This is a genomic window from Halobacterium wangiae (assembly GCF_021249345.1).
GTDB lineage: Archaea > Halobacteriota > Halobacteria > Halobacteriales > Halobacteriaceae > Halobacterium > Halobacterium wangiae.
This window is the reverse complement of the sequence record NZ_CP089588.1, coordinates 880,140-905,365: the sequence shown is the minus strand read 5'-3', so window position 1 is coordinate 905,365 and position 25,226 is coordinate 880,140. Positions and strand designations below refer to the sequence as shown.

Here is a 25,226-nt window from a genome sequence, read left to right as displayed (position 1 = left end):
CTGCCACCGTGATTCCACAGTTTCATATTCGGGGCGCGCCCTCTCCAACTCGATTACCGTGAGCGGGGAGCACGCCACCGGGGACACAGCGACCACGCGCCGGGGCCCGTACCTCGTGGTGGTGTGCGGGCTGCCCGGCGCCGGGAAGACGACGGTCTCCGAGCACGCCGCCGACGCCCTCGATGGCCGGCTGCTGCGCACGGACGTCGTCCGCAAGGAACTGTTCCCGGACCCCGACTACACGCCCGAGGAGCGCGCGGCGGTGTACGAGGAACTGTTCGACCGCGCGACGGAGACGCTCCGCCAGCGCCGCTCCGTGGTCCTCGACGGGACGTTCACGTACCGCGAGCACCGCGGCGACGCCCGCCGTACCGCCCAGGCCGTCGGGGTTCCGCTCTCCCTCGTGAAGGTCGCCTGCGACGAGGATGTCGTCCGCGAGCGCATCCGCGCGCGCACCGGCGACGCCAGCGACGCCGACTTCGAGATCCACAAGCAGTACCGCGAGGAGTTCGAACCCATCGCGGGGCCGTTCGCCCGCGTCGACAACTCCGGCCGCCTCGACGAGACGCTCGAACAGGTGGACGCGCTCCTGTAGCCGTCGTCGCGCCACGCTTCCGTCGTCGCGCCACGCTTTTCTTCCAGTCCGGCGAACGCTCGCACATGACCGACGACGACCCGCTGGCGTGGGAGACGACGAACCGCCAGGTCGCCTACGAGTGCCCGGGCTTCGACATCGTCAACGAGGACGTCGTGCTGCCCGACGGCACGGAGACGGACTTCGACTACCTCGTCGACGACCCCGCGGTCGTTCTGCTCGCGTACACGCCCGACGACGACGTCGTGCTCGTCGAGGAGTGGCGACAGGCCGTGAAGCGCGTCAACCGCGCGCTCCCGGCGGGCGGCGTTGAGGGCGACGAGGACCTCGCGGTCGCGGCCCGCCGCGAACTCCGCGAGGAGACGGGCTACGAGGCCGAGACCGTGGAACGCTTCGCCACCTACGAACCCGCCAACGGGATCTCGAACGCCGTCCATCACTACTTCGTCGCGCGTGGCTGCGAGCCCACGGCCGAACAGGACCTCGACTTCAACGAGTCGATTCGTGTCGTTACCGAGGATTACGACGACCTGCTCGCGGCCGTCCGTGGTGGAGACATCCGTGACGGTCGGACTGCGCTGGGCGTGCTGCAGTACGAACTGGGCTAGTCGCTGGAGTGTCCTGTTCGCTCTCCGAACTGGACCTCGCACCGCACGAGAACAGTTCGAAAGCCCCGGCTGGCTTCGGTCGCGCGGCTCGCTGCGCGCTTCGTTCGCTCCGCTCACTACAGTGCTTGCGTCGCCGTGCTTCCCGAACCCAGCCGCCCCTTTCAGCCCACCCCGCGCTGATTGACCAACCGGCCACAGGTGGATTGAAAGGGGCTGGCGGCTGAAACCGGCCCCGACGACGCAAGCACCGCAGCCGAAGGCGAGGCGCGCAGCGAGTCGCGGACGGTTCAGCCGCCAGGGGCTTTCGAGGTGTCTACGACTAGACGACCGACGGAAACCCACCAGCAGAACACTGAGGACGAGACTTAACACCGTCCGCTACGAGCAGCAAACGAACATGGGCGTCATCGTGTACGAGGACCCGCAGGGCGGCGTGACGGACTGGCAGACGGCGGACGCGAACCTCCGCTTCGACGAGGACACGGACCACTGGCTCATCCGGGCGGGGGACGGCGACACGGTGCGTCGCATCCCCCGGGAGCGAGTGTTCTACGTGGAGACGGCCGGGGAGCGCGGACAGTAACCCTTACGCGCGGTGGGCGGGTAGCCCGGTGCAATGAGAGCGGTATTCGAGGTCGGCGCCCAGGACGGCGCCGGCCGCATCGGCGAACTCGAGATTCCGCGGGCCGGCGTGACCGTGGAGACGCCGACGCTGATGCCCGTCGTCAACCCGAACCTGATCACCGTCGAGCCGTCGCGGTTCCCGGAGTTCGGCGCGGAGATGCTCATCACGAACTCCTACATCGTGAAGAACGACCCCGAGTTGAACGAGCAGGCGCTCGACGAGGGGCTCCACGAGATGCTGGGCTTCGACGGCGCCATCATGACGGACTCGGGGAGCTTCCAGCTCGCGGAGTACGGCGAGATCGACACCCACACCGAGGAGATCCTGGAGTTCCAGCACGCCATCGGCAGCGACGTCGGGACGCCCGTTGACATCCCGACGCCGCCGGACGTCGACCGCGACCAGGCCGAGGCGGAACTCGCGACGACCCAAGAGCGCCTCGAACTCGCCGCGACCGTCGACGTCGGCGACATGCTCGTCAACGCACCCGTCCAGGGGTCGACGTACCCGGACCTCCGGGAGGACGCAGGGCGGCACGCCTATGGCACCGGCCTCGACCTGTTCCCGGTCGGCGCGGTGGTCCCGCTGATGAACCAGTACCGCTACGACGACATGACCGAGGCCGTCCTCGCCGCCAAGCGTGGCCTCGGTCGGGACGCGCCCGTCCACCTGTTCGGCGCCGGCCACCCGATGATGTTCGCGCTCGCCGCCGCACTGGGCTGTGACCTCTTCGACTCCGCGGCGTACGCCATCTACGCCCGCGACGACCGCTACCTCACGGTCAGCGGCACCGAGCACCTCGCGGACCTCCACTACTTCCCCTGTGACTGCCCGGTCTGTGCCGACCACACGCCCGCCGAGGTCCAGGCCATGGGCGCCGCCGACCGCGAGAAACTCCTCGCCGAGCACAACCTCCACGTCTCCTTCGGGGAGATCCGCCGCGTGAAGCAGGCCCTCAAGTCCGGGAACCTGCTGGAACTCGTGGAGTCACGCGCGCACGCCCACCCCGACTCCCTCGACGGCTACCGCACGCTCCTCGACCACGCCGACCAGCTCGAGGCGTCGGACCCCGCGAGCAAGGACGCCTTCTTCTACACGTCCGCGGACAGCGCGCGCCGCCCCGAGGTGCTGCGCCACCACCGCCGCCTCGAACGCCTCGACGTCTCCGGCGACGTCCTCCTCACGGAGGGCTCGGGCAGCGACCGTTTCGACGAGTGGTGGAACGTCGAAGCGCCGTTCGGCCCGTACCCGCGCGCGCTCTCGACGACCTACCCCCTGACCGCGGAGACGCCCGACCGGATGGACCGCGGGGGCTTCGAGGCCGCCGCCGAGGGCGTCCGCCGACTCGCCGAGGCGAACCCGGCGGCGTCGTTCACGCTCGGCCACCGCGGCTGGCCCGACTCGGCGCTCGCGCTGGTCCCAGAACGCGTCGAACTGGTGGACATCTCACCGGAAGGCGAGTAGTTCGTTCCCGGTCTGGACGAGCACGTGGCCGTCCGTGACGACGGGTCCGCCACCGTGGTCGGGAAGCGTCCACGACCCGGTCGTCGAGCCGTCGGCGCGGTCCAGCCGCCGGAGTTCGGTCCGCGCGTCGCCGCCGACACAGACGAACACCTCGCCGTCCACGACCGTCGGCTTCGAGAACGCCGTGGCGCCCTCGGGCGGGTCGACTCGCCACAGGCGGTCGCCCGAGGCCGCGTCGACGGCGTGGAGCGGTTGCGGCGACGGGTCCGCACGCCGCTCCCGGACGACCACGACGTCCCCGTCCACCGCACCGACCTCGTACCACCGCCGGAGCGTCGCCCCGTCTGCCGTCACCTCGGTCGTGGCCAGCGGGTACGTCCACCGCTCGTCGCCGGTCACGGCGTCGAACGCGACGAGGTCCATCCCACCGGCCCACTTCGAGACGACCGCCAGCCCACCCGCGAGAACCGGCCCGCTCCTGACGTACGGTTCGACGGCCGACTCCCACAGCACGCTGCCGTCTGCGGGGTCGAGGGCGTACACGGTGCCCCGCGAGGTGGCGAACACTCCGTGGTCGGGGTGGAACGACTGCACGCCGAGGCGGTCGTCGTCGACGCTCTCGACCCACAGTTCGGTCCCCGAGCGCGCGTCGTAGGCGTGGAGGTCGCCGGTGACGCGACTCCCGTAGTAGAGTCGGCCAGCACCGACCGTCCACTCGCCCCGCGGCGGTTCGGGGACGCCCCACGCGTGCTCGCCGGTCGCCGCGCCGAATATCCCCAGTGGGCCGCGTTCGTACTCGTCCACCCGGTAGTAGACGCCGTCCCCGGGCGCCAGCAGGTCGGGGACGACGTTCGTCTCTCCCCCGAGGAATGGGTGCTCCCACGCGGTGTCGCCGCTGTCGAACGCGAGGCTCCGGACCGTCGTGCCCCGGAACTCCAGGCTCGCTGACGCGACCTGGCCGTTGGCCACGACCGGCGGAGTGTGGGCGTGTGCGGTTCCCAGGTCCCGCCGCCAGTGGACCTCGAGGTCGTCGCCGGGCGCACTGGTAGCCGGTGGATTGCGGGTGCACGCCGGGTCGTAGTCCGGGTACGGCCACTCGGTGTCGCTCCACGCGAGCGAGACGGGGTCGGGGGACTGTTCGGACGCCGCGTCGGCGTCGAGCAGCGGGGCCGCGGCGTAGCCGCCAGCGGCGCCGGCGAGGCCGCCGGCACAGGCCGCCAGTACCTCGCGTCTGGAGGGCGCGTCGGTCATCGGTTGGCGTTCACGGCGGGCCGGCAAGTGTCTTCGGTGAAAAGACAAGGCAATTGGGCGCTCGCCCCGGAGAGGCGTGCATGACCGACTACTTCGAGGCCCACGAGCGCGACGCCGCCGCGCGCGTGGGGGAACTCCGCCTCGCGGAGTCCGTGACGACGCCGGCACTCGCGGACGACGTGGTGGCGGACGCGGGCAGCGAGTGGTTCCAGCGCCAGGACCACCCGGAGGGCGACGACTCGATGCTGACCGTGCTACCACACCGCGCGTTCCCGTCCGGGACCGCCGCCGAGGTCCAGGAGTCGTTCGCGCCGGACTACCCCGACGTGGACTACCCCAGCGCCGTCGTCGTCTCCCCCGGGACGGCCGCGGACTTCGGCGCGGACGCCTACGTCCTTTCGGGTGCGCCCGGATTCGTCGGCCACGGGTCGGCGTTCCGCGACGCCGTCGTGCAGACGCGGGCGGCGATCCCCGACGACACCGCGCTCTACCTCTCGGGGGTGGCGACGCCGCGGAACGTCGCCGTGCTCGTCTACGCGGGCGTCGACCTCGTGGACGCCGACCGCGTCGTCGTGCGCGGGACGCAGGGCCGCTACCTCACAACCGAGGGCGCCTACGACCTCGCCGACCTCGACGAACTGCCGTGTTCGTGTGCGGCCTGCCAGCAGTCCGTAGAGTCGTTCGACCGCGAGGACTGCGTCGAGCACAACGTCAACGTCCTCCGCGCGGAACTCGCGCGGGTGCGTCGCCGCATCCGTGACGGCCGCCTCCGGGACTACGTGGAGGGCCAGGCCCGCCACACGGCGTGGGCGACCGCGGCGTTCCGCGAGTTCGACCAGCAGTACGGCTACCTCGAGGAGCGCACGCCCGTCTTCCGCGACGACCTGCTGCTCTCCGCGACCGAGGACTCGCTCCGTCGCGTGGAGATCCAGCGCTTCGCCGAGCGCGTCACCACCCGCTACCGGAAGCGCCTCGACGGCCACCCGCTGTTACTCGTTCCCTGTTCGGCAGCGAAGCCGTACAGCGAGAGCCAGAGCCACCGCCAGTTCCAGGACGCCGCCAGCTACCGCGCGCACATGGTGTCGATGACGTCGCCCATCGGTGTCGTCCCCCAGGAACTCGAACTCACGTACCCCGCCCAGCAGTACGACTCCGTGGTGACCGGGCGCTGGAGTGCCGAGGAGAAGGACTTCGTCGCGCGCGTGCTGCGGCGCTACCTCGAGCGCACGGACTACTCCCGCGTCATCGCTCACGTCCCACCGGAGGGCTACCGCGACATCTGCGAGCGCGTCGCCAGCGAGGTGGACGTCCCCTTCGAGTTCACCGTCGACGACCACCCGACGACCGACGAGAGCCTCGGGGAGCTGAACGCCGCGCTCGCCGGCGAGGACAAGATCTGGGTCTCCGAACGCGAGGAAGCGACGCTGCGCGCGGTCGCGGACTTCTACCTCGGCGACGGCGCGGGCGACGAGGTGTTCGCGGACATCCAGGTCCAGGGCCGCTACCCGAAACTGCAGGCGCTGGACGCCGACGGCGAGCAGCTCGCGGCGCTCGTCCCACAGTACGGCTCGCTGTCGTTCACGCTCGCCGGCGCGGACCGCTGGGTCGACAGCGACGCACCCACGAAACGCGTGGAGATCGACGGCTTCGTCCCCGAGGGCAGCGTGCTCGCGCCCGGCATCATCGACGCCAGCGACGACATCCGCGTCGGCGACGAGGTAGTCGTCGAGGGGCCGCGTGCGTTCGCCGTCGGGCGCGCGACGATGCCCGGCCCCGCGATGGCCGACGCCACCCGCGGCATCGCGGTCCACGTGCGTCACTCTCGGGAGAAGTGACAAGACACCCCGCTCCGTAGCCAGGCGCATGCAGGTCGCGGACGCGATGACGAACGAGGTCGTGACGGTGGCCGCGGAGGCGTCCCTCCATGCCGCCGCCGGCCGGATGCTGACCGAGGGCGTGGGCAGCGTCGTCGTCACGCGCGAGGGGAACCCAGCGGGCATCCTCACCGAGGCCGACTTCGTCGCCGCGGGCCACGAGCACGACCGGCCCTTCGGAGAGATTCCCGTCTACGCCGCGGCGTCCAGTCCGCTCGTCACCATCGGGCCGACAGCGACGCTGCGGGCGGCCGCCGCGAAGATGAGCGAGGAGCGCATCAAGCGCCTCCCGGTCGCCGAGGGCATCGACCTCGTCGGCATCGTCACGGCCACGGACCTCCTCGCCGCCCAGGGCGACCTCGACGCCGAGTCCCGGAGGTACCTCCGCGAGCGCGAGGAGTGGACCGTCGACTAGCGCCTCCGAGTTCGGAGTAGCGTCTCCGATTTCGGAGGATTGATTCCCGCGGACGTGAGACGTTCGCCGTGGACCGAGAGCACCTCGCAGCGACGGTGGCCGGGTTCCTCGTAGCCGCGGCCGTCTTCGCGGTGATGTTCTACGTGGTCGACGCCGAAGCGGTGCTCGCGGCCGGCCGGCAGGCCGACCTCCTCCTGCTGGCCGTCGTCGCGGGGACCATCCTGCTGTGGAACGTCGCGTGGGGGCTCGAACTGTGGACCGTCCTGCACACGCTCGAGGTGGAGGCGCCGGTGCACACGGCGCTGCTGGTGAACGCGGCGAGCGGCTTCGCCAACCACGTCACGCCGTTCGGACAGGCCGGCGGCGAACCAGTCACGGCGTGGCTCATCACGCAGTCGATGGACACCGACTACGAGGTGGGCCTGGCGTCCATCGCCAGCCTCGACGCCATCAACGTCGTGCCGTCGCTGTCGTTCGCGGTGGTCGGCGGTCTCTACTTCGTCTCGACGACGAACCTGGACGTCGGCATGGTGCCCCGGAGTGTCCTCTGGGTCCTCGCCGCGCTCGTCGTCGTCGCCCTCCTCGCGTGGTGGTTCCGGGAGCGCGTCCGCCAGTACGCCGGCGGCGCCGTCTACCGCATCGTGCACGCGGTGGCGACGCGCGTCCCGCGCGTCCAGCCACCGTCCCGCGAGTCGCTGAAGGCGCGCATCGCGAGCTTCGTCGGCGCCATCAGGCGCGTGGGAAACGACCGCCCGCGACTCGCGGGCGCCGTCGGGCTCTCCGCGCTCGGCTGGGTGTTCCAGGCGGTCGGCCTCTGGGTGACGTTCCTCGCGCTCGGCGAGCACATCCCCGTCTACGTCCCGCTGTTCGTCCTCCCGCTCGGGACGATGGGGTCGGTGGTGCCGACGCCGGGCGGCCTCGGCGGCACGGAGGCCATCAACGTCACCGTGCTGACCGTCGTCACGTCCGTCGCGGCGCCGACCGTCGCGGCGGCGGTGACCCTGCACAGCGTCGGCGGCTACCTGTTGACGACGAGCGTAGGCGCGGCGGCCGCCAGCGTGCTGGGCGTCCGCGGTGCCGTCGAACGGTAGCGACGGACGACGGGAGAATCAGAGGTAGCCGAGGTCCTCGAGGTGGTCGTCGATGTCCAGTCGTTCGAGTTCGTCGAGTGGCTGGCCGCGCTCGGGCATGAGTCGCTGGAGTCTCGCCTCGAGGTCCGGGTCGTCGATTCGGCGCAGTTCCCGGGGGTCGGCTTCGAGGTCGTACAGCTCCGGGCTCCAGTCGCGGTCGGGGTACTCGACGTACTTCGCGCCGTCGGCGCGGATGGCCCGCGCCCAGTTCTCCTCGCCGTGGAGGGACGCGCCGCAGGCGCGCATGTACGCGGGCCGGTCGTCGACGCCCTCGTCGGGGCAGATCGGCTCGCCGTCGGCGTCCACGGAGAGCCCGAAGTAGTCGAGAATCGTCGGCAGGACGTCCACCTGGCGGACCTGCGCGTCGACGGTCGCGGGCTCGATGCCCGGACCCGCCAGCACGAACGGGACGTTCGTCGTGAAGTCGAAGACGTTCTCGCCGTGCCCCTTCTCGATGTAGTGGTCGTCGATGTCGGGGCCCTCGTCGTCGAACGAGCGGTTCAGCCGACCGACGACGTCGCGGGTGTCGACCCCGCCGTAGTAGCGCAGCGCGTCGCGGAGGGACTTCAACAGCAGGCGCAGCGGGCTGTGGCGGTGCGTGATGCTCTCGCCGTGATCGCCGACGAACGCGACGACGGTGTTCTCGGGTGCGGCGTCGACGATGGCCTCGATCTCGCGGTCGAGCGCGGAGAACGCGCGGCCGTACGGCGTCTCGCCGTACTCCGGGCTGTCGAACTCGGCTGGCACGCGGACGTCCTCGTGGATCTCCCAGAGGTGGACGAACGCCGCGAACGGTTCGGGGAGCGAGGCGACGCGGTCGAGGGCCTCCTCGCGCCACTCGGAGAACATGTCGGCGTCCTCCGCTCGGTGGTCGTAGCGGTCGAAGCCGCGGTCGAGGCCGGTCTCCGGGAGCAGCGGACCGGTGACTAGCGCCTCCGTGTGGTAGCCGGCGTCGCTCATGACCTCGCCGAGTGGCTCGACGTCCGGCGACAGCGTCCCGTGCTGGAGCGACTGGACGCCGTTGCGCTCGGAGTACGTCCCGGTCAGGAGGCTCGCGATGGCTGGCGTCGTCGTGGTGGTCGTCGAGAAGAGGTTCGAGCAGTCGAGTCCGCGCGCCCGCAGGTCGTCGAGGAACGGCGTGTCCGTCCGGTCGGAGCGCACGAAGTCGTCCCGCAAGCAGTCGACGCAGACGATCAGCAGGTTCGGGTCCTCGATCGACGGGGTGGTGTCGTCGCTCATGGTCAGGTCCTGTAGCCGAGGCTCTCCAGTCGGTCCTCGACCGTGCTGTCGGTGACTTCCTCGTCGGTCGTCTCTGTAGGCTCTGCGTCCGCGGCTGGGTCGTGTGTCCCCTCGTCGGTTGCAGCGGTCACGCTCCACGGCACCTCGCGGAGCGCGGGGATGCCGACGCCGCCCGGGTGGCCGAAGATGTAGTGCTCGCCGAAGGCGTTGCCGTGGTCGGCGGTGACCACGACCCGCTCGGCGTCCACGTTCGACAGCAGGAGTTCGACGTCTTCGAGCACCGCCTCCAGGTTCCGGCGGTAGCTCTCCCAGACGTCGTCGACGTCGCGGTGGCCGAACCGGAGTTCCTCCCAGACGGACATCGGCTGGGCGCCCCAGTCGTCGAGCGCGATGCCGTCGTCGTCGCCGTCGACGATGGAGGGGAAGTGCGGTTGCATGTAGTGGACGACCATGCGGTCGGTGTCCTGTTCGCGGCCCGCCTCGATGGCGCGGTTCGTTATCGGCCGGGGCGGAATCGTCCCGCGGTCGTCGTCCCAGCCGTCGCGCCACACCTCGTCGACGTGGCCGAACCGGCTCAGGTCGAGCATCTTCGTCGAGTAGGGGTTGCCCGTGACGTAGGCCACCTCGGCGAGCGCGTCGTCGTCGGCGCTCCCGAAGACGGCCGACAGCCACTCCTTCGAGGTGCTCCCCTGGGAGGTAGCCGTCTCGGTGGTCGGGAGGTCGTAGTCGCCCGCTCCGACGACCTCCGCGAAGACGTCCGCACGGCAGGCGTCGAGGACGACGAGGAGGTCCCAGTCCCGCTCCAGCACCGGGTCGGGGTCGGGGGTCGCCGGACGGACGGCGTAGTACGTCCGGGAGACGAACTCCCGGACTGCGTCGAGACCGGCGTGTCGGAGGCTCCGGACGGCGTCGGTGAGTGGAGAACTCATCGTCGAGAGAGGTGTGGCACTCCGTCGTTCACGCGGCGGGAAACGATGCAGAGCTACATTACTGCTGCGCTTCCAGGGTGAACTGACACCACGACTCGCGGACCGAGCGCCGTGGTGGGCGAGTCCGCGTCAGTCGTCGACGGGTTCGACGTCCACCGGTCGCTCGGGGTTGGCGTCGGCCGCGACGGCGGGCATCCCGAACTGGTGGTCGCCGGTCACCTGGACGGAGCCACGCTGGACGGTCACGTCCCCGGCGAGGTGCGCGCGGACCGCGGTCACGAGCGCCTCGGCCTCCAGTGGCTGGCCGCGAGCCTTCACGTCCTCGACGGTGGCGTCCGGCGGGACGTCGAAGGCCCGCTGGGTGAGGATGGGGCCCTGGTCGAGGTCGGTGGTGACGTAGTGGGCTGTGACGCCCGCCACGCGAACGCCCGCCTCGACGGCCTGCCGGTAGGCCTGCGCGCCGGGGAACGCCGGCAGCAGACTCGGGTGGACGTTGACGATGCGGCCGGGGTACCGGAACACGACGTCCGGGCTGAGGATGCGCATGTAGCGGGCGAGCACGACGAGGTCGACGTCGTACTCGTCGAGGAGGTCGAGCAGGCGGTCCTCGTCGGGGACGCCGGAACCGTCGCCGACGTCGTAGAACGGCACGCCGTACTCTTCGGCGACGGATTCGAGGCCGGCGTGGTTCCCGACGACGACGCGCACGTCTGCCGAGAGGTCGGCCTCGCAGAGCGCGCGGAGGCAGTGGTCCTCCTTCGTGACGAGCACCGCGATGCCCTCGTCGCGCTCGTCGGGGAACCGCGTGCGGATGTCGACGCCGAGTTCGTCGCCGGTCTCGGCGAGCGCGTCGCGGAGCGCGTCGCGACTCTCCACTGGTTCGGTGTCACAGTGCAGTGTCATCCGGAACACGCCGTCGCGGACGGTCTGCTCGATGTCCTCGATGTTCACTCCGCGCTCGAACAGCAGTCCGGTGACTCCGGCGACGATTCCCGTGCGGTCGGCTCCGACGACCGTGATCTCGGTCAGGTCGGTTCGCAGCGGCGCCACCTCCGGACTGCCGTTCGGGGTCGGCATAGTACGCCAGAGTCGCTCGACGCTGATAAGCAACCACGTGCTCGCAGAGCTTGCCTGTGCACGTTCGTGTAACTTCTCTGCGTTCCAAAAGAGTCTTTGACCACGGACGCCCACATCCACGCGATGACCGCGTACACCGCGACGGTGACGGTCCGGCTGAAGCGGGGCGTCCTCGACCCGGAGGCCGAGACCACGCAGCGCGCGCTCGAACGCCTCGGCTTCGAACTCGCGGACCTGCGCTCGACGGACCGCTTCGAGATCGACCTGGACGCCGCCGACGAGGAGGCGGCCGCCGACCGCGCGGGCGAGATGGCCGACCGCCTGCTCGCCAACCCGACCATCCACGACTACGACGTGGCGGTCGAGGAACGCGAATGACCGTAGCGGTCGTCGGCTTCGGCGGGTCGAACTGCGACCGGGACGCCGTCCGCGCGCTCGCCGACGTCGGCGTCGACGCCGAACTCGTCTGGCACGAGGACGGCCTCCCGGCGGACACCACGGGCGTCGTGCTCCCCGGCGGCTTCTCCTACGGCGACTACCTCCGCGCCGGCGCGATGGCCGCCCAGTCACCGATTCTCGCGGACGTCCGAGAACTCGCCGACGAGGGCGTCCCCGTCCTCGGCGTCTGCAACGGCGCGCAGATCGGCTGTGAAGCCAGGCTGACGCCCGGCGCGTTCACGACCAACGCCAGCGCGCGCTTCCAGTGCGAGCACGTCCACCTCCGCGTGGAGAACGCCGACACGCCGTGGACCCGCTCGTACGACGAGGGCGACGTGGTGGAGATCCCCATCGCGCACGGCGAGGGTCGCTTCGAGATCACCGAGGAGCGCTACGACGAACTCGTCGACGAGGACCGCGTGCTGTTCCGGTACTGCGACGCGGACGGTGCGGTCACCGACGCGGCGAACCCCAACGGTTCTCGTGGCGCCGTCGCCGGTATCCTCGGCGAGCATGAGACGGTCGCCGTGATGATGCCCCACCCCGAGCGCGCGACGCTCCCGGAACTCGGCCTCACCGACGGTCGTGGCGTCCTCGAAGCGTTCGCGTAACCCGGTCTACTTCTCGTCGACGTGTTGGCCCCAGAAGCCACCGTGTTTCGTGACGTCGACGTCGCCGTACACCTCCGTCTGGCACGCGAGTCGGAGGCCGCTGTCGGCGTCGTGGGGCGGGAAGGAGAGGCGGCGGCGCTCCGCCGCGTTCCGCTCGCTAACATCTCCGTCGACGGCGACGGCACAGGTTCCACACGTCGCCATCCCGTGGCAGTTCAGGGTGTCTGCGAGGCCGTTGTGCGGCGTCTCGCCGGCCGCCAGGAGCGCGTCCCGGAGCACAGCGCCCGCCTCGCACTCGACGTCTCGCCCCTCGAAGTGGATCGTGGGCATACCTCGCGCTAGGGTCGCCAGCAATCTACACTTTCCCCCGCGAACGCGGGTAGTGACGGTCGGCAAGCGAGAGACGGATGGCCGCGCTCTCAGACGAGCAGCGTTCAAGCGCTGCTGCGTCGGGGCTACTCACTCCGCGAGCGGCAGGTTGTACGCCGTCTCGCGTTCGACGACCGCGTCCCACGTCGCCTCGCACTCACAGGACACCTCCGAGAACACCGACGGGTCCTGGCGGAGGTCGAAGTCCTTGATGGCCTCCTGGACCAGGTCGTCGCACTCCCCGCAGTTGTGCGGCCCCCTGTCGCTGCCGTGGCCCACGGGGTCCGACACCACGATGGCGTCCGCGTCCGCCGTCGACTCCAGCACCTCCGCGACCGACCAGAGCCACGGCGGCCGGTAGCCGCCCCGGAAGTGCAGCTGGTCGACCATCGTGTAGCGCTGGACGTTCGTCGGGTTCATGGAGACGGTGTGGCAGCCCTCGACGTCCGTGCAGCGCCGGATGGACTGCTCCATGTCCTCGATAGCCTCGGACTCCGAGAGGAACGGCGGCTTCATCAGCAGGTACGCCTTCACGCCCGCGTCGGCCTCGCGGGCCTCCGCGCAGGCCGCCTCGAAGTCCGTGAAGTCGAAGTACTTGTTCACGCAGTCGTGGCGCACGCGGTCGTTCGCGGTCTCCAGGCCGACGGCGACGTCCGTCTCCAGGCCCACCTCGGTGAAGTCCGCGAGCTTCTCCCGGTCGACGAAGTCCGGCAGGCTCTCTACGACGATGCGCTCGCGGTCCGCGAACGTCTCGGCGATGGCCCGCCGGGTCTCCGCGGGCACCTCGCGCTCGTCGAGGAACGACCCGCTCGTGTAGATCTTCACCAGGCCGCTCGTCTCCTCGCCCTCCTCGCGCTCGTGGTCCAGGCAGGCGTCGACCTGCGCCATCAGGTCCTCGTGGGCGACTGTCCCGCCCTCGACGGACTCCGCGACGTAGCCACACATCGTACAGCCGCCGGCCCGCGCCCACCGACAGCCGCCCGTGTTCAGGATGATGGTGAGGCTCTGGTAGACGCCGTCCGGCGTGTTGTCCTCGTCGAGCCAGACCCGCGTCGGCTCGTCCGGCGCGTAGTCCTTCGAGCCCTTCTCGTCCCGCAGCTCCCGCATCACCTTGTTGTGGGCGTCCATCCCCCGCCCCTGCTCGTAGACCTCCGCGCTCGGCTCGCTCATTACTCGGTGGGAGTCGACGCGGGCGTAAAGCGGCTTCGTCTAGTCCTTGGGCTGTAGCTCTCTGGTTTCGATGCTTCCACCTGGTACGACTCCCGAAAGCCCTCGGCACTGTCGACTCCCGCCGCTCGCTGTCGCCGGAAATCGGAGATTTCCGAGATGACGAGAGAGCGAAGCTCTCTCGAACCACGCTCCTCGCTCCACTGCGGTGCTTGCGTCGCGGGGGTTCGCCGACAGCGCCTCGCCCTTTCAATCCGCCAGGGTGTCGGCTTCTCGGGTGGCGACGAGGTGCCGGAGGAGAGCGCCAGCTGTAGCGCCCCCGAGGTTCGCCGCGGCGTCGAGCAGGCTGGCGGTGCGGCCGACCGTCGGCTGGACGACTTCGACGCCAGCGCCGAGGGCTGCGACGACGAGGACGACTGCCGCGAGTGCGCGGCCGGTCCGTGCGCGCAGCGCGACGGCGACGGAGAACGAGAGTGCGGCGTAACCGACGGCGTGCAGCAGTTTGTCTGCACCGCCCGGGAGACTGCCACCGGAAGCCGCCGAGGCGGGGACGAGCGACGCCGCGACGACTGCCAGCGCGACTGTCGTGGCTACACCCCACCGCTGCGCCCTCACTGGTCGAACGCGGCGAGCGCCTCGCCGAGTGGCGGCGCATCGAACCACTCGTGGTCCGTGTAGCGGTTCGTGCCCGCGGCGTACATGTCGGCGGTCGCCTGCACGAGTACTGGGGGGAGCGGGTCCGGCGACACCTCGCAGAGGTCTCGCCACTCCGCGACGCCGCGCTCGTCGGCCTTCCGCTTGGCCGCCGCGACGGCCTCGACCCACTCGGGGTCGGCGCGCCTGTAGTACTGCCTGACGACCTCCTTGGAGACCTCGCGGCCGTCGAACCCGAAGCGGTTCTCGTCGAACGTGCCGACGACGTCCGCGACCCGGACCTCGCCGTCGACGTAGAGGCACTCGATCTTCCCGTCCTCGTGGACGAACCCCGCGCGTTCGGCGCGCTCGGTGACGACGCGGTTCACCTCGTGGGCGAGCGCTTCGAGGTCCGCGATGCTCGCGCGGCCCGCGATGTCGTCGGCCGCCTCGCGGCCGAGGTAGCGGTCCTGTTCCTCGTACTTCGTGGAGAACTCCACGACAGGGTCCGGGAGGCTGACGCGTTCCTCGGGCCACTCCTCGACGTCGAGGTCGAAGTCCGCCGGTTCGTAGCGCTTCCGGAGGCTCGACCCGACCGGGACGCTGTTCCGGAAGACGACCTCCAGCGGGACGAGGTAGTTCCCGGCGGCGGCCTCGTGGTAGGCGTCGTAGTCGTAGGACCCGGATTCGAACGGGAGGTCGGGCACCTGGGTGAGCGCGACGACCATCTCCGTCGGTGGTTCGGGGGCGTCCGCGAGTGCGACGGTGTCACCGGTCGCTGTTCGAACACCTTCGTAGTGGGTCGGCACACCCTCGGCCTCAAGGAGTTCGAAGTTGAACGCGCCCATCGTAGCGAGGCTGGCGCCCTTCCGCGGGATCAGGTCGGGCATCTCCCCCCAGTCGAAGACGGAGTAGCGGTCGCTGAACTCGAAGACGCCGCGACCCAGCGACTCCCGGGTGGGTGGCTCCTCGACCCGGAGGTCCTTGACGCTCGTCATGGCCGTACCCGGGTGACCGACGACCATGAATCTTTCACTCTCGTGCCCACAACCCCTCTGCTTCGACTGGAGTTGTACACGTTCGTGGCGCGCGAGTCGCAGTTAGCCGCTGTGAGAGGCTTTTTGTCCGTGCGAGCAGTTCCCTCGACCATGACAGACGCCGGCGAGTTCGACTTCGACGTGGTCCCCGACTCCGACCAGTCGTTCGAGAACGCGCTGGCGAAGGCGCGCGCCGGCGACCGCCTCACCGTCGCCGACGGCATCGAACTCGTCACCACCGGCACCGACGTCGAGGGCATCGACCAGCGGCGGAAGGAACTCGTCCTCGAGGCCGCCGACCGCCGCCGCGCCGAGGTAGTCGGCGACGAGGTGACGTTCGTCGCGAACGTCAACAACAACGTCACCACGGCCTGCAACACGGGCTGTCTGTTCTGCAACTTCAAGGACACCGCCCACAGGTTCGAGACGGACCACACCGAGGCCCACGCCGGCTTCACGAAGACGCCCGAGGAGTCCCACGACGTCGTTGCGGACGCCGTCGACCGCGGCGTCTACGAGGTGACGTCCGTCTCCGGGCTCCACCCCGCGTTCGGACTGAACGAGGAGCACCGCGAAGCCCTCGACCCCCAGAACCAGGAACACAACTACAAGCCACCCGAGCGCTACGACACGGACCCCCATACGTACGTCGAGCAGATCCGCGCGATGAGCGAGGCCGGCGCCCACGTCCACTCGGTGACGCCCGAGGAGGCCGAACACGCCCAGCGCGGCGTCGAGTGGGGCTACCGCGAGGTGTACCAGCGACTCAAAGACGCGGGCCTCGACACCGTCCCCGGCACCGCCGCGGAGATCCTCGTCGACGAGGTCCGGGACGTCATCTGCCCCGGGAAGATCTCGACCGACGAGTGGGTCGCCGCGATGGAGGCCGCTGCCGACGTCGGCCTCCCGATGACCGCGACCATCATGTACGGCCACGTCGAGAACGCCGCCCACCGCATCCACCACCTCGACGTCGTCCGGGACCTGCAGGACCGCACGGACAACATCACGGAGTTCGTCCCGCTCTCGTTCGTCCACCAGGAGACCCCCCTCTTCGACCGCGGCGTCGTCACCGGCGGCGCCAGCGACGCCGAGGACGAACTGATGATCGCGGTCTCGCGGCTCTACCTCGACAACGTCGAGCACGTCCAGTCGTCGTGGGTGAAGTTCGGGAACGCGAAGGGACTCAAACTCCTCAACTGCGGCGCCGACGACTTCATGGGCACCATCCTCAGCGAGGAGATCACGAAGCGCGCGGGCGGCCAGCACGGCGAGTTCCGTTCGGTCGCGGACTACGCCGAGATGATATCGGCCATCGGTCGCACGCCCGTCGAGCGCTCGACGGACTACACCGAACGTCGCGTCGTCGACCCGGACGACGACCCGCTCGGCCCCCGACTCGGTCCGCAGGCGGACGGTACGCCACTGGTCCCCGAACGCGACGCCGACACCGCCTCCGGAGCGGCCAGCGCGGACGACTGACCGCCATGATGAGCACCACCCACGCCGCCATCGGCGTCACGCTCGCCACGAGTACTCTGTGGGTCTCCCCCGAACTCGCCGTCCCGGCGGCACTCGGCGCGCTCGCCGGCGGCATCTTCCCGGACCTTGACGTCGCCGTCGTCGCTCACCGGAAGACGCTGCACTACCCCGAACTGTACTGGCCGTTCGTCGCCGTCGGGTTCGCCGTCGCCCTCCTCGTACCCTCGCCGGTCACCGTCGGCGCCGCGTTCTTCCTGCTGTCCGCCGCCGTCCACTCCGTCACGGACGCCTTCGGCGGCGGCCTCGGCTCCCGGCCGTGGGAGAACGACGACCAGCGCGGCGTCTACGCCCACCGGCGCGGCCGGTGGATCGCGCCGCGGCGCTGGATCCGCTACGACGGTGCCCCCGAGGACCTGCTCGCGGTCGCCGTCTTCTCGCTGCCCGGACTCCTGCTGTACGGCGAACTCGTCCGCAGACTCACGCTCGCGATGCTGTCCGTGTCGGCGGTGTACGTCCTCGTCAGGAAACCGATCGGACGGCTCGGTGAACGACTCGACGTCTAGCCGTCCAGGACGGCACGGTACCGCCGCCCCGCGTCGTCGTCCGCAGCGAGCGCGCGCCCGATGCGCTCGCTCACCCACTCGTTCTCGACGCCGTCTTCGGGGAGGAAGCGCTCGTAGACGGGGAGGCGTTCGCGCAGCGGGACGCCGCCGTGTTCGGCGATGGCCTCGAGTTCGCGGAGCGCCGGCCACGCGTAGTCCGGGTTGATGTAGTCGTCCGTCACGGGGGACACCCCACCGAGGTCCTCGACGCCGCAGTCCAGCAGCGCCCGGGCGTCCGCGAGGTTCGGCGGCACCTGCACCGCCACCTCCTCGGGGAGGACGGCCCGCGCCATCGCCACCGTCCGGCGCATCGTCGCCTCGCTCGGCGGGTCGCCCCGCCAGCGCTCGTTCGGACTCACCGGCTGGACGATGACCTCCTGGACGTGTCCGTAGCGCTCGTGCAACTCGCGGATGGAGAGCAGGCTCTCGGCGCGGTCGTCCCACGTCTCGCCGATGCCGACGAGGATACCGGTCGTGAACGGGACGCCGAGTTCGCCCGCGGTCCGGATGGTGTGGAGTCGCTGGCCGGGGGTCTTCGCCCGGGGGCCGCCGTGGGCCTGGACGTCGGCCGTCGTCTCCAGCATCACGCCCATCGAGGCGTTCACGTCCGCGACCAGTGCCATCTGCTCGCGGGTCTGGTCGCCCGGGTTCGCGTGCGGGAGCAACCCCTCGTCGAGGGCGATCTCGCAGACCCGCCGGAGGTAGTCGTGGATGGAGTCGTGGCCCCACTCGGCGAGCTGGTCGTGGACCTCGGTGTAGCGGTCGTCGGGGTCGTCGCCGAACGTGAACAGCGCCTCCGTGCAGCCCGCCTGCGCGCCGGTCCGACACGTCTCGCGGACGTCCTCGGGGCTCACGAGCGTCGCCTCGCCGGGGACGTCGTAGTAGGTGCAGTACGTGCAGGTGTACCGGCAGGCGGTCGTCAGCGGGACGAAGACGTTCCGCGCGAACGTCAGTTCGTCGGCCGGGTCGACGTCCCCGGGACGGACGGCGAGCGCGCGCTCCCGGTCCGCCTCGGGGACGTCGAGGTCGACGCCGTACGCCTCCGCGCCCGGAATCGAACTCATAGCTCGGACCCGTCCTCCCCGGCGCCGAACCCGGGGCTGTACACCGCGACGTTCCGCGCGACGAACGTGCCGTAGCCCAGGAGGACGGCGGCCGCGACCACGCCCATCCTCGTCCACTCGGCGGTTCCCGGCGACAGCAGGACCGCCCCGGCGACGGCGCCGGTGGCGAAGCCGACTGCGGACGCGGCCGCGAAGTCGGCGGCGAGCGCTCCCCGGGGCTTCTCGCGCAGCGTCGCCGTCCGGCTGTTGTTCCCGAGCGGCGTGTAGACGTCTGCGGCGGCGAGCGCCGCCGACACGACGCCACCCAGCGCGGCCGGGGAGGCCGTCGACCGGGCGAGGCCGACCGCCTCGAGGGCCGCCAGGAGCACCGAGAACAGTACGGCGGCGACGAACGCGAGGCCGACGAGCGCGACTGCCGCGCGCCCGAGCCGTCTCAGTTGCATACGGGTGCGGTCGGCTCTCGCGCGCTTAGTCGTTGGGTTCGCGGACCGCGACCGGCTGGCCGTCACGGACCGCGACCCGGAAGCCGGCGTCCCGGAGCCACGCCGCGGCCGCACCGTCGCCGTGGACTAGCACGTCCACGAGGTCGGCGCGTTCGTCGATGTCGACGGCGAGGCGGAACGAGTCGACGGTCGCGACACTCGCTCCGACGTCCTCGGCGGCCGTCACGTGGTCGCGGTAGGAGACGCCGTGGTAGTCCACCTGGAACGCGGGCTCCCGGACGACCAGTGCGTTCGTCCCGCCACCCCTGCCAGGTGCGACGACGACGTCGCCGTCGGCGTCGAACAGGTCGGCCAGCGCGCCCGGCGTGACGAGCGCGAGGTCGGCCATCACGACCGCCGCCGGGACGCCGTCGGCGAGCGCGTCGTTCACCGCGACCGACAGCGACCGGTCGTCGACGGTCACCGGCGCGTCGACGTCGACGGGCGCGCTCGCCAGCAACTCGGGGCTGCCGCCGGCTGCTTGGACGGCGTTGAGGACGTCGGCGAGCATCGCGTCCGCGAACTCGCGTCGCTCCTCGGGGGTGAGAACGGAGGAGAGGCGCGTGTTCGGCTCGGTCGGGTCGAACGGGACGACGACCCGCACGGTCAGCCGAGTTTGTCGTAGGTGTCCCGCTGCTGGAGGTACCAGTAGACGCCGCCCGCGACCAGCACGAGGACGACGACGCCGGCACCGACCAGCAGGAGCATGTCCGTCTGCTGGGCCGACGAGGCCGCGTTGTTCGCGGTCTGCTCGGCCTCCTCGGCGTTGCTCGTCGCCTGCTCGAAGTTGCCCGTGTTGAAGAACTCCACGGCGTCCTCGAAGTCGCTCTCGGCGTCCGAGACGCCGGCGCCAGCACTCGCGGCGCTGTCGATGGCGTCACGCGCGTCGTCGATGGCGGACCGGGCGTCGTCGCTGGCGGTCGTGTACGGTCGCGTCTCGTAGGCCTGGAGCGTCGTGGACGTTCCACCCTCCTGGACCTGTGCGAACGACGCGAGCGTCATCGACTGGGCCGGGTCGTAGGAGTACGACTCGGCCGCCGGAACCGTGCCCTCGAGGCGCACGGTCACGCGGTTGACGTCGTCGTTGGCGACGACGGGTTGTTCGAACTGCTGGCCGTTGTACGTCAGGCGGTCGATCTGCGCGCCGGTCTGGTCGTACAGCGTGACCGTCCACGTGACGTCGTCGAGTCCGGTCTCTCCACGGAGGGTCCACTGGTCGTAGTCCGTGTAGAGGTCGGTGAACTCGTAGGTGAGGTCCTGGCTGGAGTCGACCTGCACGGCCGCGGGGCTGTCACCGCTCACGGAGACCGCAGCCGCTGGCACGGCAGCCGCGAGCAGGAGAACGACGAGTGCAGCCGCGAGCTTAGAACAGCGGCTCAAGTTCATCGTCGTCGTCTTCGACGAGTTCTTCCAAGTTCTCTTCGCTTTCGTCGCGGATGTCGTCGATGTTGTCCTGGGCCTCGATGGCGACCTCCTGGAGCTCCTTGATACGGGGGACGTTGTTCACGCCGGACAGCAGGACGACCGACGCGACCTGCTTGGAGTTCCGCACGGGGTAGTCGCCGCCGCGGACCTCCATCGAGCCGGTCTGCTCCTCGAGCCACTTCCGCCCGCGCTCTATCCCTTTCCGGTTGAGGTACTTCGGCGGGCCGGCGGTGACCAGGAGCGCGCGCTCGGTGCCCTCGATCTCGCAGGGGAGCGTGAGTTGACCGAGTGCCGCCTTCCGGACGAGCGACGTGATGCGGTTGGTCGTGGATGCCGAGTCCTCGACCGGGTCGTCGCTGCTCGTGAACCGGGAGAGCAGGCCGCTACTGCTGCCCTCGTTGTCGACGCCCTCGGAGGCGAACCCGACCGTGGAGACGCCGCCGCCGGCGAGCGTGTTGATGATCTCCGAGGAGTCCACGACGGACTCCGCGACCGCACCGCCCTGTTCGACCTCGCCCGCGCCGAAGAGGATGCCGAAGCGCGTGACGATCTCCTCGTTGATCTCCGAGTAGCCGCCCTGGACCGATTCGCCGGACTTCCGCCACGCGTCGTTGTCGAAGACGAGGAGGTTGTCCACCTCGCGGACGAACGTCTGGAACGAGCGGGCCGCGTTCAGCGTGTAGATGCCCCCCTCGTCGCGGCCGGGGAGCACGCCGAGACCGTAGACGGGTTCGGTGTAGATGCGCTTGAGGTGTTTGGCGATGACCGGGGAGCCACCCGACCCGGTACCGCCGCCGAGACCAGAGATGACGAGGAACGCGTCGACCTCGTGGACGGGGATGCTGTCGATAGCCCCCTGAATCTCGTCGATGTCTTCCTCGGCGATTTCCGCGCCGAGTTCGTTGTCCGCCCCGACGCCGTGCCCTTTGACGCGGGACTGTCCGATGAGGACGCGATTCTCCTGTGGAACGTGTTCGAGACCCATTAGGTCGGCCTTGGCGGTGTTGACGGCGACGGCGGCACGGACGATGTTGGAGTCGTGCCGCTTGTCGTACTCGAGGAACTTGTCGAGTATTTTCCCGCCCGCTTGACCGAACCCGATCATTGCCAGTTTCATTACGGAACCCTTTGCACAGTTAGAGAAGTATGGGGCCTATAAGCCTTTTGCAGGCCCGTTTTCCCCCGCTTAGTGTACACGTTGCTTTTCGCGGGAAAGCGACCCCGGGACAGATATATAGTTGTCGGCCACGAGTAGGGTCAACCCGTTCCTTTTAAATTAGCTTCCGGGTAGGTTCATCCTACTGACTCGTCACGTGCGGCGCAGGTACGCCGCCAGCGTTGTCAACTCCGACTCGGTCACACCGAACGCTGACAGGTCGTTCTCGCGGACCGTGTTGTCGAACTTCAGCGACCGGTACTGGTCGGTCCCGAACGGGACGAACGGCAGCGGGTCGGCGAGGCGCATCCCGATGCCGGCCAGCGGCATCGGGACCGGGAGCACGCGCACCGACTTCCCCTCCGCGCGGTAGGCGAGTCGAGCCACGTCCGCGAGGGTCAACACCTCGGGGCCACCGAGTTCGTACGTCTCCCCCCAGTGGTCCTCGTCGTCGACGCAGTCGGCGAGCATCGGCACGAGGTCCTCGACCCAGATGGGCTGGAAGCGGGTCTTCCCGCCGCCCGGGAGCCCCGTGAGGTACGGCGTGGTCAGCTTCTTCGTGAAGGAGACGAACTCGCCGCCGTCGCCGAAGATGACCGACGGCCGGACGATAGTGTGTTCGAGGTCGCTCTCCCTGACGACGGACTCGGCGGCGCCCTTCGCGCGGATGTACGCCGTCGGGCCGTTCGGGTCGGCGCCGAGGGCGGACATCTGGAAGACGTACTCCGCACCCGTCTCCTCGGCCGCCTGCACGACGTTCCTGGTGCCGCCGAGGTGGACGTCGAGGTGCCGCTCGTCGCCCTGCTTCGGTTTGAACAGCGGGGAGAGTGCGACCAGGTTCACCACGGCGTCGTGGCCCTCCATCGCCTCGGCCACCGCGTCGTACGCCGTGACGTCCCCGACCGCGGTCCCGACGCTCTCTGGCAGGCCAGTTCCGTCCGGGTGCCGCGAGAGCGCGGTCACATCGTGGCCGCGCTCGTCGAGTTCACGACACAGGTGCCTCCCGATGAATCCCGTTCCGCCGGTGACCAGCACGTCCATAGGCCTACAGATGGACGGCGCTGCCCTAAAGCTAGGCCCGGCAGCGACGCTGCCCGGTTCGTAGCGAACCCGAAGCCGTTTGTACGTCGCTCGCCGTGTCTCTCGTATGCTCGTCACGCTGGAGGGCATCGACGGCAGCGGCAAGACCACGGTGTGGGAGGCGCTGCGGGCCGACCGCGAGGAGGGCTACACGTTCACGCACGAGCCCACCGACTCGTGGTACGGGAAGGCCGTTCGCCGCTCCGAGGCGGCAGACGACGCGAACCCGCTCGCGGAACTGTTCCTCTTCACTGCCGACCACGCCGACCACCTCTCCAGCGTCGTCGAACCCGCCCTCGATTGCGGTGACGTCGTCGTCTCGGACCGCTACTCCGACTCCCGGTACGCCTACCAGGGCGTCGCCCTCGAGGGCGAGGTGCCCCGACCGATGGAGTACGTGCGAGGCATCCACCAGCCGTGGACGCGGCCCCCGGACGTCACGCTCTACTTCGACGTCGACCCGGAGACGGGCGCCGCACGCGCCGGCGCCACGAACAAGTTCGAGCAGGCCGAGTTCCTCCGCGACGTCCGCACGAACTACGAGCAGCTCATCGAGTACACTCCCGAACGGTTCGTCCGCATCGACGCCTCGCAGTCCCCGGAGGCGGTCCTCGACGACGCCGAGAGCGTGCTCGACCGCGTGCTCAGCGATGCCTGACGACGAGGACGGCTTCTCGCTCTCGCTCCCACCGATCCGCCTCCCGCCGCTGTTCCCGGAGGACTTCCGCGTCCTGTGGCCGGGCGGCGGCGACGGCCGGCGGCGCCGCGTCTCCGCTCGACTCGTGACTGCCGCGCTCGTCGCGTTCGACCTGGTGGACGCCGTGCTCGCGTTGACCGTCGACGCGACGGCCGTCACGGCCGCTCGCACGGTGGGTGGGTCGCTCGTCGCCGGCGCCACGTTCGGTCTGTTAGGGATTCCGTACGTTCTCGAAGTGGTCGCGGCGCTGCTCGGGTTCGGGTGGGTGACCGCGTTCCCGACGCTGAGCGCGCTCCTCGTCGTCCGGTTACTCCGGTAGCTCCTCGAGTTGCTCGGGCGGCGGCAGCCAGAACAGGTCGATGGACCACCCGAGGAAGAAGGGGAACGCCCACGTGAAGACGATCAACTGGCCCGCGGAGTCGAAGGCGCCCGCGCCCAGCCCTATCGCACCCAGCACGAGCGTCGTGACGGCGTAGATCAGCGGGACGAGCAGCGCCGTGTAGAGGATCGACCCCCACCGCGTCTTCAGCGTGATGCGGAAGAACCGCGCACAGAAGGCGGCGATGGCTGTGTGGACGAGGACGATGACGCCGACGCCCGCGGCGGTGACGGCCGAGACCATACCCCGGCTTCGAACTCGGGTGGCTTTTCGCTATCGGTAAGTGACTGGCCCCAGTTCCGGGAGATATGCACCGCGTCATCGGGGAAACGGACCTCTCGGAGACCGCGCTGGACGAGGACGGGGCGCGCGCCGTCTTCCGAGACATGATTCGCGCACGGCACTTCGACGAGCGCGCGCTGGCGCTCCAGCGCCGCGGCTGGATGAGCGGCTGGCCGCCGTACAAGGGCCAGGAGGGGTCGCAGGTCGGCGCCGCCCACGCGATGGCCGACGACGACTGGCTGTTCCCCACCTACCGCTCGAACGCGATGCAGCTGGCCCGCGACGTCCCCGCCAGTGACATCCTGTTGTTCCGGCGTGGCCACGCGGAGTACCACTCCGACCACGACGTGCCGAACTTCCCCCAGGCCATCCCCATCGCGTCCCAGATTCCCCACGCGGCGGGCGCGGGGATGGCGATGAACTACGAGGCGACTCGCGACGACACCGAGGTCACAGACGCTGCCGTCTGCTACCTCGGCGACGGCGCGACCAGCGAGGGCGACTTCCACGTCGGGATGAACTTCGCCGGCGTCTTCGACGCGCCCGTCGTCTTCCTCTGCGAGAACAACAACTGGGCCATCTCGCTCCCCCGCGAGCGGCAGACCGCCAGCGAGTCCATCGCCGTGAAGGCCGAGGCCTACGGCTTCGAGGGCGTGCAGGTCGACGGCAACGACCCCGTCGCGGTCTACGAGACGGTCGCCGACGCGCTCGACTCGGCGCGGGACGGCGACCCCGTGCTCGTTGAGAGTCTCACCTACCGGCAGGGCGCCCACACGACGAGCGACGATCCGGACCGCTACCGCCCGGAGGACGAGGACCTCCCCGAGTGGCGGACCGCCGACCCCGTCGAGCGCTTCGAGACGTACCTCCGCGAGCAGGGCGTCGTCGACGACGAGTTCGTCGCCGAGTGCCGGGAGGACGCGAAGGCGGAACTCGACGACGCCGTCGACACTGCCGAGGCGGTCGGGGAACCGGACGTCGACGAACTGTTCGACTACGTCTACGCCGAGCGCACGCCCCGCATCGACGACCAGCGAGCGTGGCTCCACGAGTGGCTCGAGGACCACGACCCGCAGGAACAGGAGTTCTAGGGCGGTCCGAGGACCAGTCGAGGA

General features: G+C 70.0%; 29 protein-coding genes. 14 read left to right on the top strand and 15 right to left on the bottom strand.

Going from position 1 to position 25,226, the window contains the following annotated elements; translation table 11 throughout:
• Positions 1 to 58: 58 nt before the first annotated feature.
• From LT965_RS04945 to tgtA, 4 genes are all read left to right on the top strand, one after another.
• The gene (locus LT965_RS04945; protein ID WP_232702909.1) at positions 59 to 595 is read left to right on the top strand and encodes a P-loop nucleotide/nucleoside kinase family protein; all 537 of its coding nucleotides are present in this window, start codon (positions 59 to 61) and stop codon (positions 593 to 595) included.
• Positions 596 to 660: 65 nt separating this feature from the next.
• Positions 661 to 1,203: an NUDIX hydrolase gene (locus tag LT965_RS04940; RefSeq protein ID WP_232702908.1), complete on the top strand. Its 543-nt coding sequence runs from the start codon at positions 661 to 663 to the stop codon at positions 1,201 to 1,203.
• A 397-nt stretch (positions 1,204 to 1,600) separates the two neighbouring features.
• A complete protein-coding gene (locus LT965_RS04935; RefSeq protein WP_009487466.1) occupies positions 1,601 to 1,786 on the top strand; it encodes a hypothetical protein in 186 nt (61 codons plus the stop codon).
• A 33-nt stretch (positions 1,787 to 1,819) separates the two neighbouring features.
• Complete coding sequence (gene tgtA, locus LT965_RS04930; RefSeq protein ID WP_232702907.1) at positions 1,820 to 3,292, top strand: tRNA guanosine(15) transglycosylase TgtA; 1,473 nt, start codon at positions 1,820 to 1,822, stop codon at positions 3,290 to 3,292.
• Here tgtA and LT965_RS04925 read toward each other — a convergent pair.
• Positions 3,275 to 4,543, bottom strand: a complete 1,269-nt coding sequence (locus LT965_RS04925; protein WP_232702906.1) for an outer membrane protein assembly factor BamB family protein — start codon at positions 4,541 to 4,543, stop codon at positions 3,275 to 3,277. The genes tgtA and LT965_RS04925 overlap by 18 nt on opposite strands.
• Before the next feature lie 80 nt (positions 4,544 to 4,623).
• Between LT965_RS04925 and arcS the strand changes: the two genes are divergently transcribed.
• From arcS to LT965_RS04910, 3 genes are all read left to right on the top strand, one after another.
• Entirely contained in the window at positions 4,624 to 6,378 is a 1,755-nt protein-coding gene (gene arcS / locus LT965_RS04920) for an archaeosine synthase subunit alpha (RefSeq protein WP_232702905.1), read from the top strand.
• Positions 6,379 to 6,406: 28 nt separating this feature from the next.
• Entirely contained in the window at positions 6,407 to 6,832 is a 426-nt protein-coding gene (locus tag LT965_RS04915; protein WP_232702904.1) for a CBS domain-containing protein, read from the top strand.
• Between the two features lie 68 nt (positions 6,833 to 6,900).
• Positions 6,901 to 7,923 (top strand): lysylphosphatidylglycerol synthase transmembrane domain-containing protein, encoded by a 1,023-nt coding sequence (locus LT965_RS04910; RefSeq protein ID WP_232702903.1) that lies wholly within the window; start codon positions 6,901 to 6,903, stop codon positions 7,921 to 7,923.
• A gap of 18 nt (positions 7,924 to 7,941) precedes the next feature.
• Here LT965_RS04910 and LT965_RS04905 read toward each other — a convergent pair whose 3' ends face one another.
• From LT965_RS04905 to LT965_RS04895, 3 genes are all read right to left on the bottom strand, one after another.
• The gene (locus LT965_RS04905; RefSeq protein ID WP_232702902.1) at positions 7,942 to 9,201 is read right to left on the bottom strand and encodes a sulfatase family protein; all 1,260 of its coding nucleotides are present in this window, start codon (positions 9,199 to 9,201) and stop codon (positions 7,942 to 7,944) included.
• Between the two features lie 2 nt (positions 9,202 to 9,203).
• On the bottom strand, positions 9,204 to 10,130 hold the full coding sequence (locus LT965_RS04900) for an alkaline phosphatase family protein (protein ID WP_232702901.1): 927 nt from the start codon (positions 10,128 to 10,130) through the stop codon (positions 9,204 to 9,206).
• Positions 10,131 to 10,259: 129 nt separating this feature from the next.
• Positions 10,260 to 11,171, bottom strand: coding sequence for a formyltetrahydrofolate deformylase (locus tag LT965_RS04895; protein ID WP_432419322.1), 912 nt, complete (start codon positions 11,169 to 11,171; stop codon positions 10,260 to 10,262).
• A gap of 159 nt (positions 11,172 to 11,330) precedes the next feature.
• On the opposite strand from LT965_RS04895, the gene purS reads away from it, so the two are divergent.
• Together purS and purQ are read left to right on the top strand one after the other, a co-directional pair.
• A complete protein-coding gene (gene purS, locus LT965_RS04890) occupies positions 11,331 to 11,585 on the top strand; it encodes a phosphoribosylformylglycinamidine synthase subunit PurS (RefSeq protein ID WP_232702899.1) in 255 nt (84 codons plus the stop codon).
• A complete protein-coding gene (purQ, locus tag LT965_RS04885) occupies positions 11,582 to 12,256 on the top strand; it encodes a phosphoribosylformylglycinamidine synthase I (RefSeq protein ID WP_232702898.1) in 675 nt (224 codons plus the stop codon). The genes purS and purQ overlap by 4 nt, the downstream gene beginning before the upstream one ends.
• A gap of 6 nt (positions 12,257 to 12,262) precedes the next feature.
• Here purQ and LT965_RS04880 read toward each other — a convergent pair whose 3' ends face one another.
• The 4 genes from LT965_RS04880 to LT965_RS04865 all read right to left on the bottom strand — a co-directional run bounded on the left by LT965_RS04880 (position 12,263) and on the right by LT965_RS04865 (position 15,423).
• Positions 12,263 to 12,586 carry a 2Fe-2S iron-sulfur cluster-binding protein gene (locus LT965_RS04880; protein WP_232702897.1) on the bottom strand — a complete coding sequence of 108 codons (324 nt, stop codon included), beginning with the start codon at positions 12,584 to 12,586 and terminating at the stop codon, positions 12,263 to 12,265.
• Positions 12,587 to 12,715: 129 nt separating this feature from the next.
• Entirely contained in the window at positions 12,716 to 13,795 is a 1,080-nt protein-coding gene (locus LT965_RS04875) for an archaeosine biosynthesis radical SAM protein RaSEA (RefSeq protein WP_232702896.1), read from the bottom strand.
• Between the two features lie 246 nt (positions 13,796 to 14,041).
• Positions 14,042 to 14,407: a VanZ family protein gene (locus LT965_RS04870; RefSeq protein ID WP_232702895.1), complete on the bottom strand. Its 366-nt coding sequence runs from the start codon at positions 14,405 to 14,407 to the stop codon at positions 14,042 to 14,044.
• On the bottom strand, positions 14,404 to 15,423 hold the full coding sequence (locus LT965_RS04865) for a phosphoribosylaminoimidazolesuccinocarboxamide synthase (RefSeq protein ID WP_232702894.1): 1,020 nt from the start codon (positions 15,421 to 15,423) through the stop codon (positions 14,404 to 14,406). Before LT965_RS04865 ends, LT965_RS04870 begins: the two co-directional genes overlap by 4 nt.
• A 150-nt stretch (positions 15,424 to 15,573) precedes the next feature.
• Here LT965_RS04865 and cofH point away from each other — a divergent pair, with 150 nt between their 5' ends.
• Positions 15,574 to 16,944: a 7,8-didemethyl-8-hydroxy-5-deazariboflavin synthase subunit CofH gene (cofH, locus tag LT965_RS04860; protein WP_232702893.1), complete on the top strand. Its 1,371-nt coding sequence runs from the start codon at positions 15,574 to 15,576 to the stop codon at positions 16,942 to 16,944.
• Positions 16,945 to 16,949: 5 nt separating this feature from the next.
• Positions 16,950 to 17,507 carry a metal-dependent hydrolase gene (locus LT965_RS04855; RefSeq protein ID WP_232702892.1) on the top strand — a complete coding sequence of 186 codons (558 nt, stop codon included), beginning with the start codon at positions 16,950 to 16,952 and terminating at the stop codon, positions 17,505 to 17,507.
• Here the strand turns inward: LT965_RS04855 and cofG are convergent.
• The 6 genes from cofG to LT965_RS04825 all read right to left on the bottom strand — a co-directional run bounded on the left by cofG (position 17,504) and on the right by LT965_RS04825 (position 22,714).
• A complete protein-coding gene (gene cofG / locus LT965_RS04850) occupies positions 17,504 to 18,610 on the bottom strand; it encodes a 7,8-didemethyl-8-hydroxy-5-deazariboflavin synthase subunit CofG (RefSeq protein ID WP_232702891.1) in 1,107 nt (368 codons plus the stop codon). The genes LT965_RS04855 and cofG overlap by 4 nt on opposite strands.
• On the bottom strand, positions 18,607 to 19,053 hold the full coding sequence (locus LT965_RS04845; RefSeq protein ID WP_232702890.1) for a hypothetical protein: 447 nt from the start codon (positions 19,051 to 19,053) through the stop codon (positions 18,607 to 18,609). Before LT965_RS04845 ends, cofG begins: the two co-directional genes overlap by 4 nt.
• Before the next feature lie 25 nt (positions 19,054 to 19,078).
• Positions 19,079 to 19,696: a 2-phospho-L-lactate guanylyltransferase gene (cofC, locus tag LT965_RS04840; RefSeq protein WP_232702889.1), complete on the bottom strand. Its 618-nt coding sequence runs from the start codon at positions 19,694 to 19,696 to the stop codon at positions 19,079 to 19,081.
• Between the two features lie 2 nt (positions 19,697 to 19,698).
• Positions 19,699 to 20,478, bottom strand: a complete 780-nt coding sequence (locus LT965_RS04835) for a hypothetical protein (protein ID WP_232702888.1) — start codon at positions 20,476 to 20,478, stop codon at positions 19,699 to 19,701.
• Positions 20,456 to 21,634 (bottom strand): tubulin/FtsZ family protein, encoded by a 1,179-nt coding sequence (locus LT965_RS04830; protein WP_232702887.1) that lies wholly within the window; start codon positions 21,632 to 21,634, stop codon positions 20,456 to 20,458. Before LT965_RS04830 ends, LT965_RS04835 begins: the two co-directional genes overlap by 23 nt.
• 192 nt (positions 21,635 to 21,826) lie before the next feature.
• Complete coding sequence (locus LT965_RS04825) at positions 21,827 to 22,714, bottom strand: complex I NDUFA9 subunit family protein (RefSeq protein WP_232702886.1); 888 nt, start codon at positions 22,712 to 22,714, stop codon at positions 21,827 to 21,829.
• A 106-nt stretch (positions 22,715 to 22,820) separates the two neighbouring features.
• Here LT965_RS04825 and tmk point away from each other — a divergent pair, with 106 nt between their 5' ends.
• Together tmk and LT965_RS04815 are read left to right on the top strand one after the other, a co-directional pair.
• Positions 22,821 to 23,411 (top strand): dTMP kinase, encoded by a 591-nt coding sequence (tmk, locus tag LT965_RS04820; RefSeq protein ID WP_232702885.1) that lies wholly within the window; start codon positions 22,821 to 22,823, stop codon positions 23,409 to 23,411.
• A complete protein-coding gene (locus LT965_RS04815; protein WP_232702884.1) occupies positions 23,404 to 23,769 on the top strand; it encodes a hypothetical protein in 366 nt (121 codons plus the stop codon). The genes tmk and LT965_RS04815 overlap by 8 nt, the downstream gene beginning before the upstream one ends.
• Here LT965_RS04815 and LT965_RS04810 read toward each other — a convergent pair.
• Entirely contained in the window at positions 23,758 to 24,072 is a 315-nt protein-coding gene (locus LT965_RS04810) for a DUF7991 family protein (RefSeq protein ID WP_232702883.1), read from the bottom strand. The genes LT965_RS04815 and LT965_RS04810 overlap by 12 nt on opposite strands.
• A 65-nt stretch (positions 24,073 to 24,137) precedes the next feature.
• On the opposite strand from LT965_RS04810, the gene LT965_RS04805 reads away from it, so the two are divergent.
• Positions 24,138 to 25,202: a thiamine pyrophosphate-dependent enzyme gene (locus LT965_RS04805; protein WP_232702882.1), complete on the top strand. Its 1,065-nt coding sequence runs from the start codon at positions 24,138 to 24,140 to the stop codon at positions 25,200 to 25,202.
• Positions 25,203 to 25,226 lie beyond the last annotated feature (24 nt).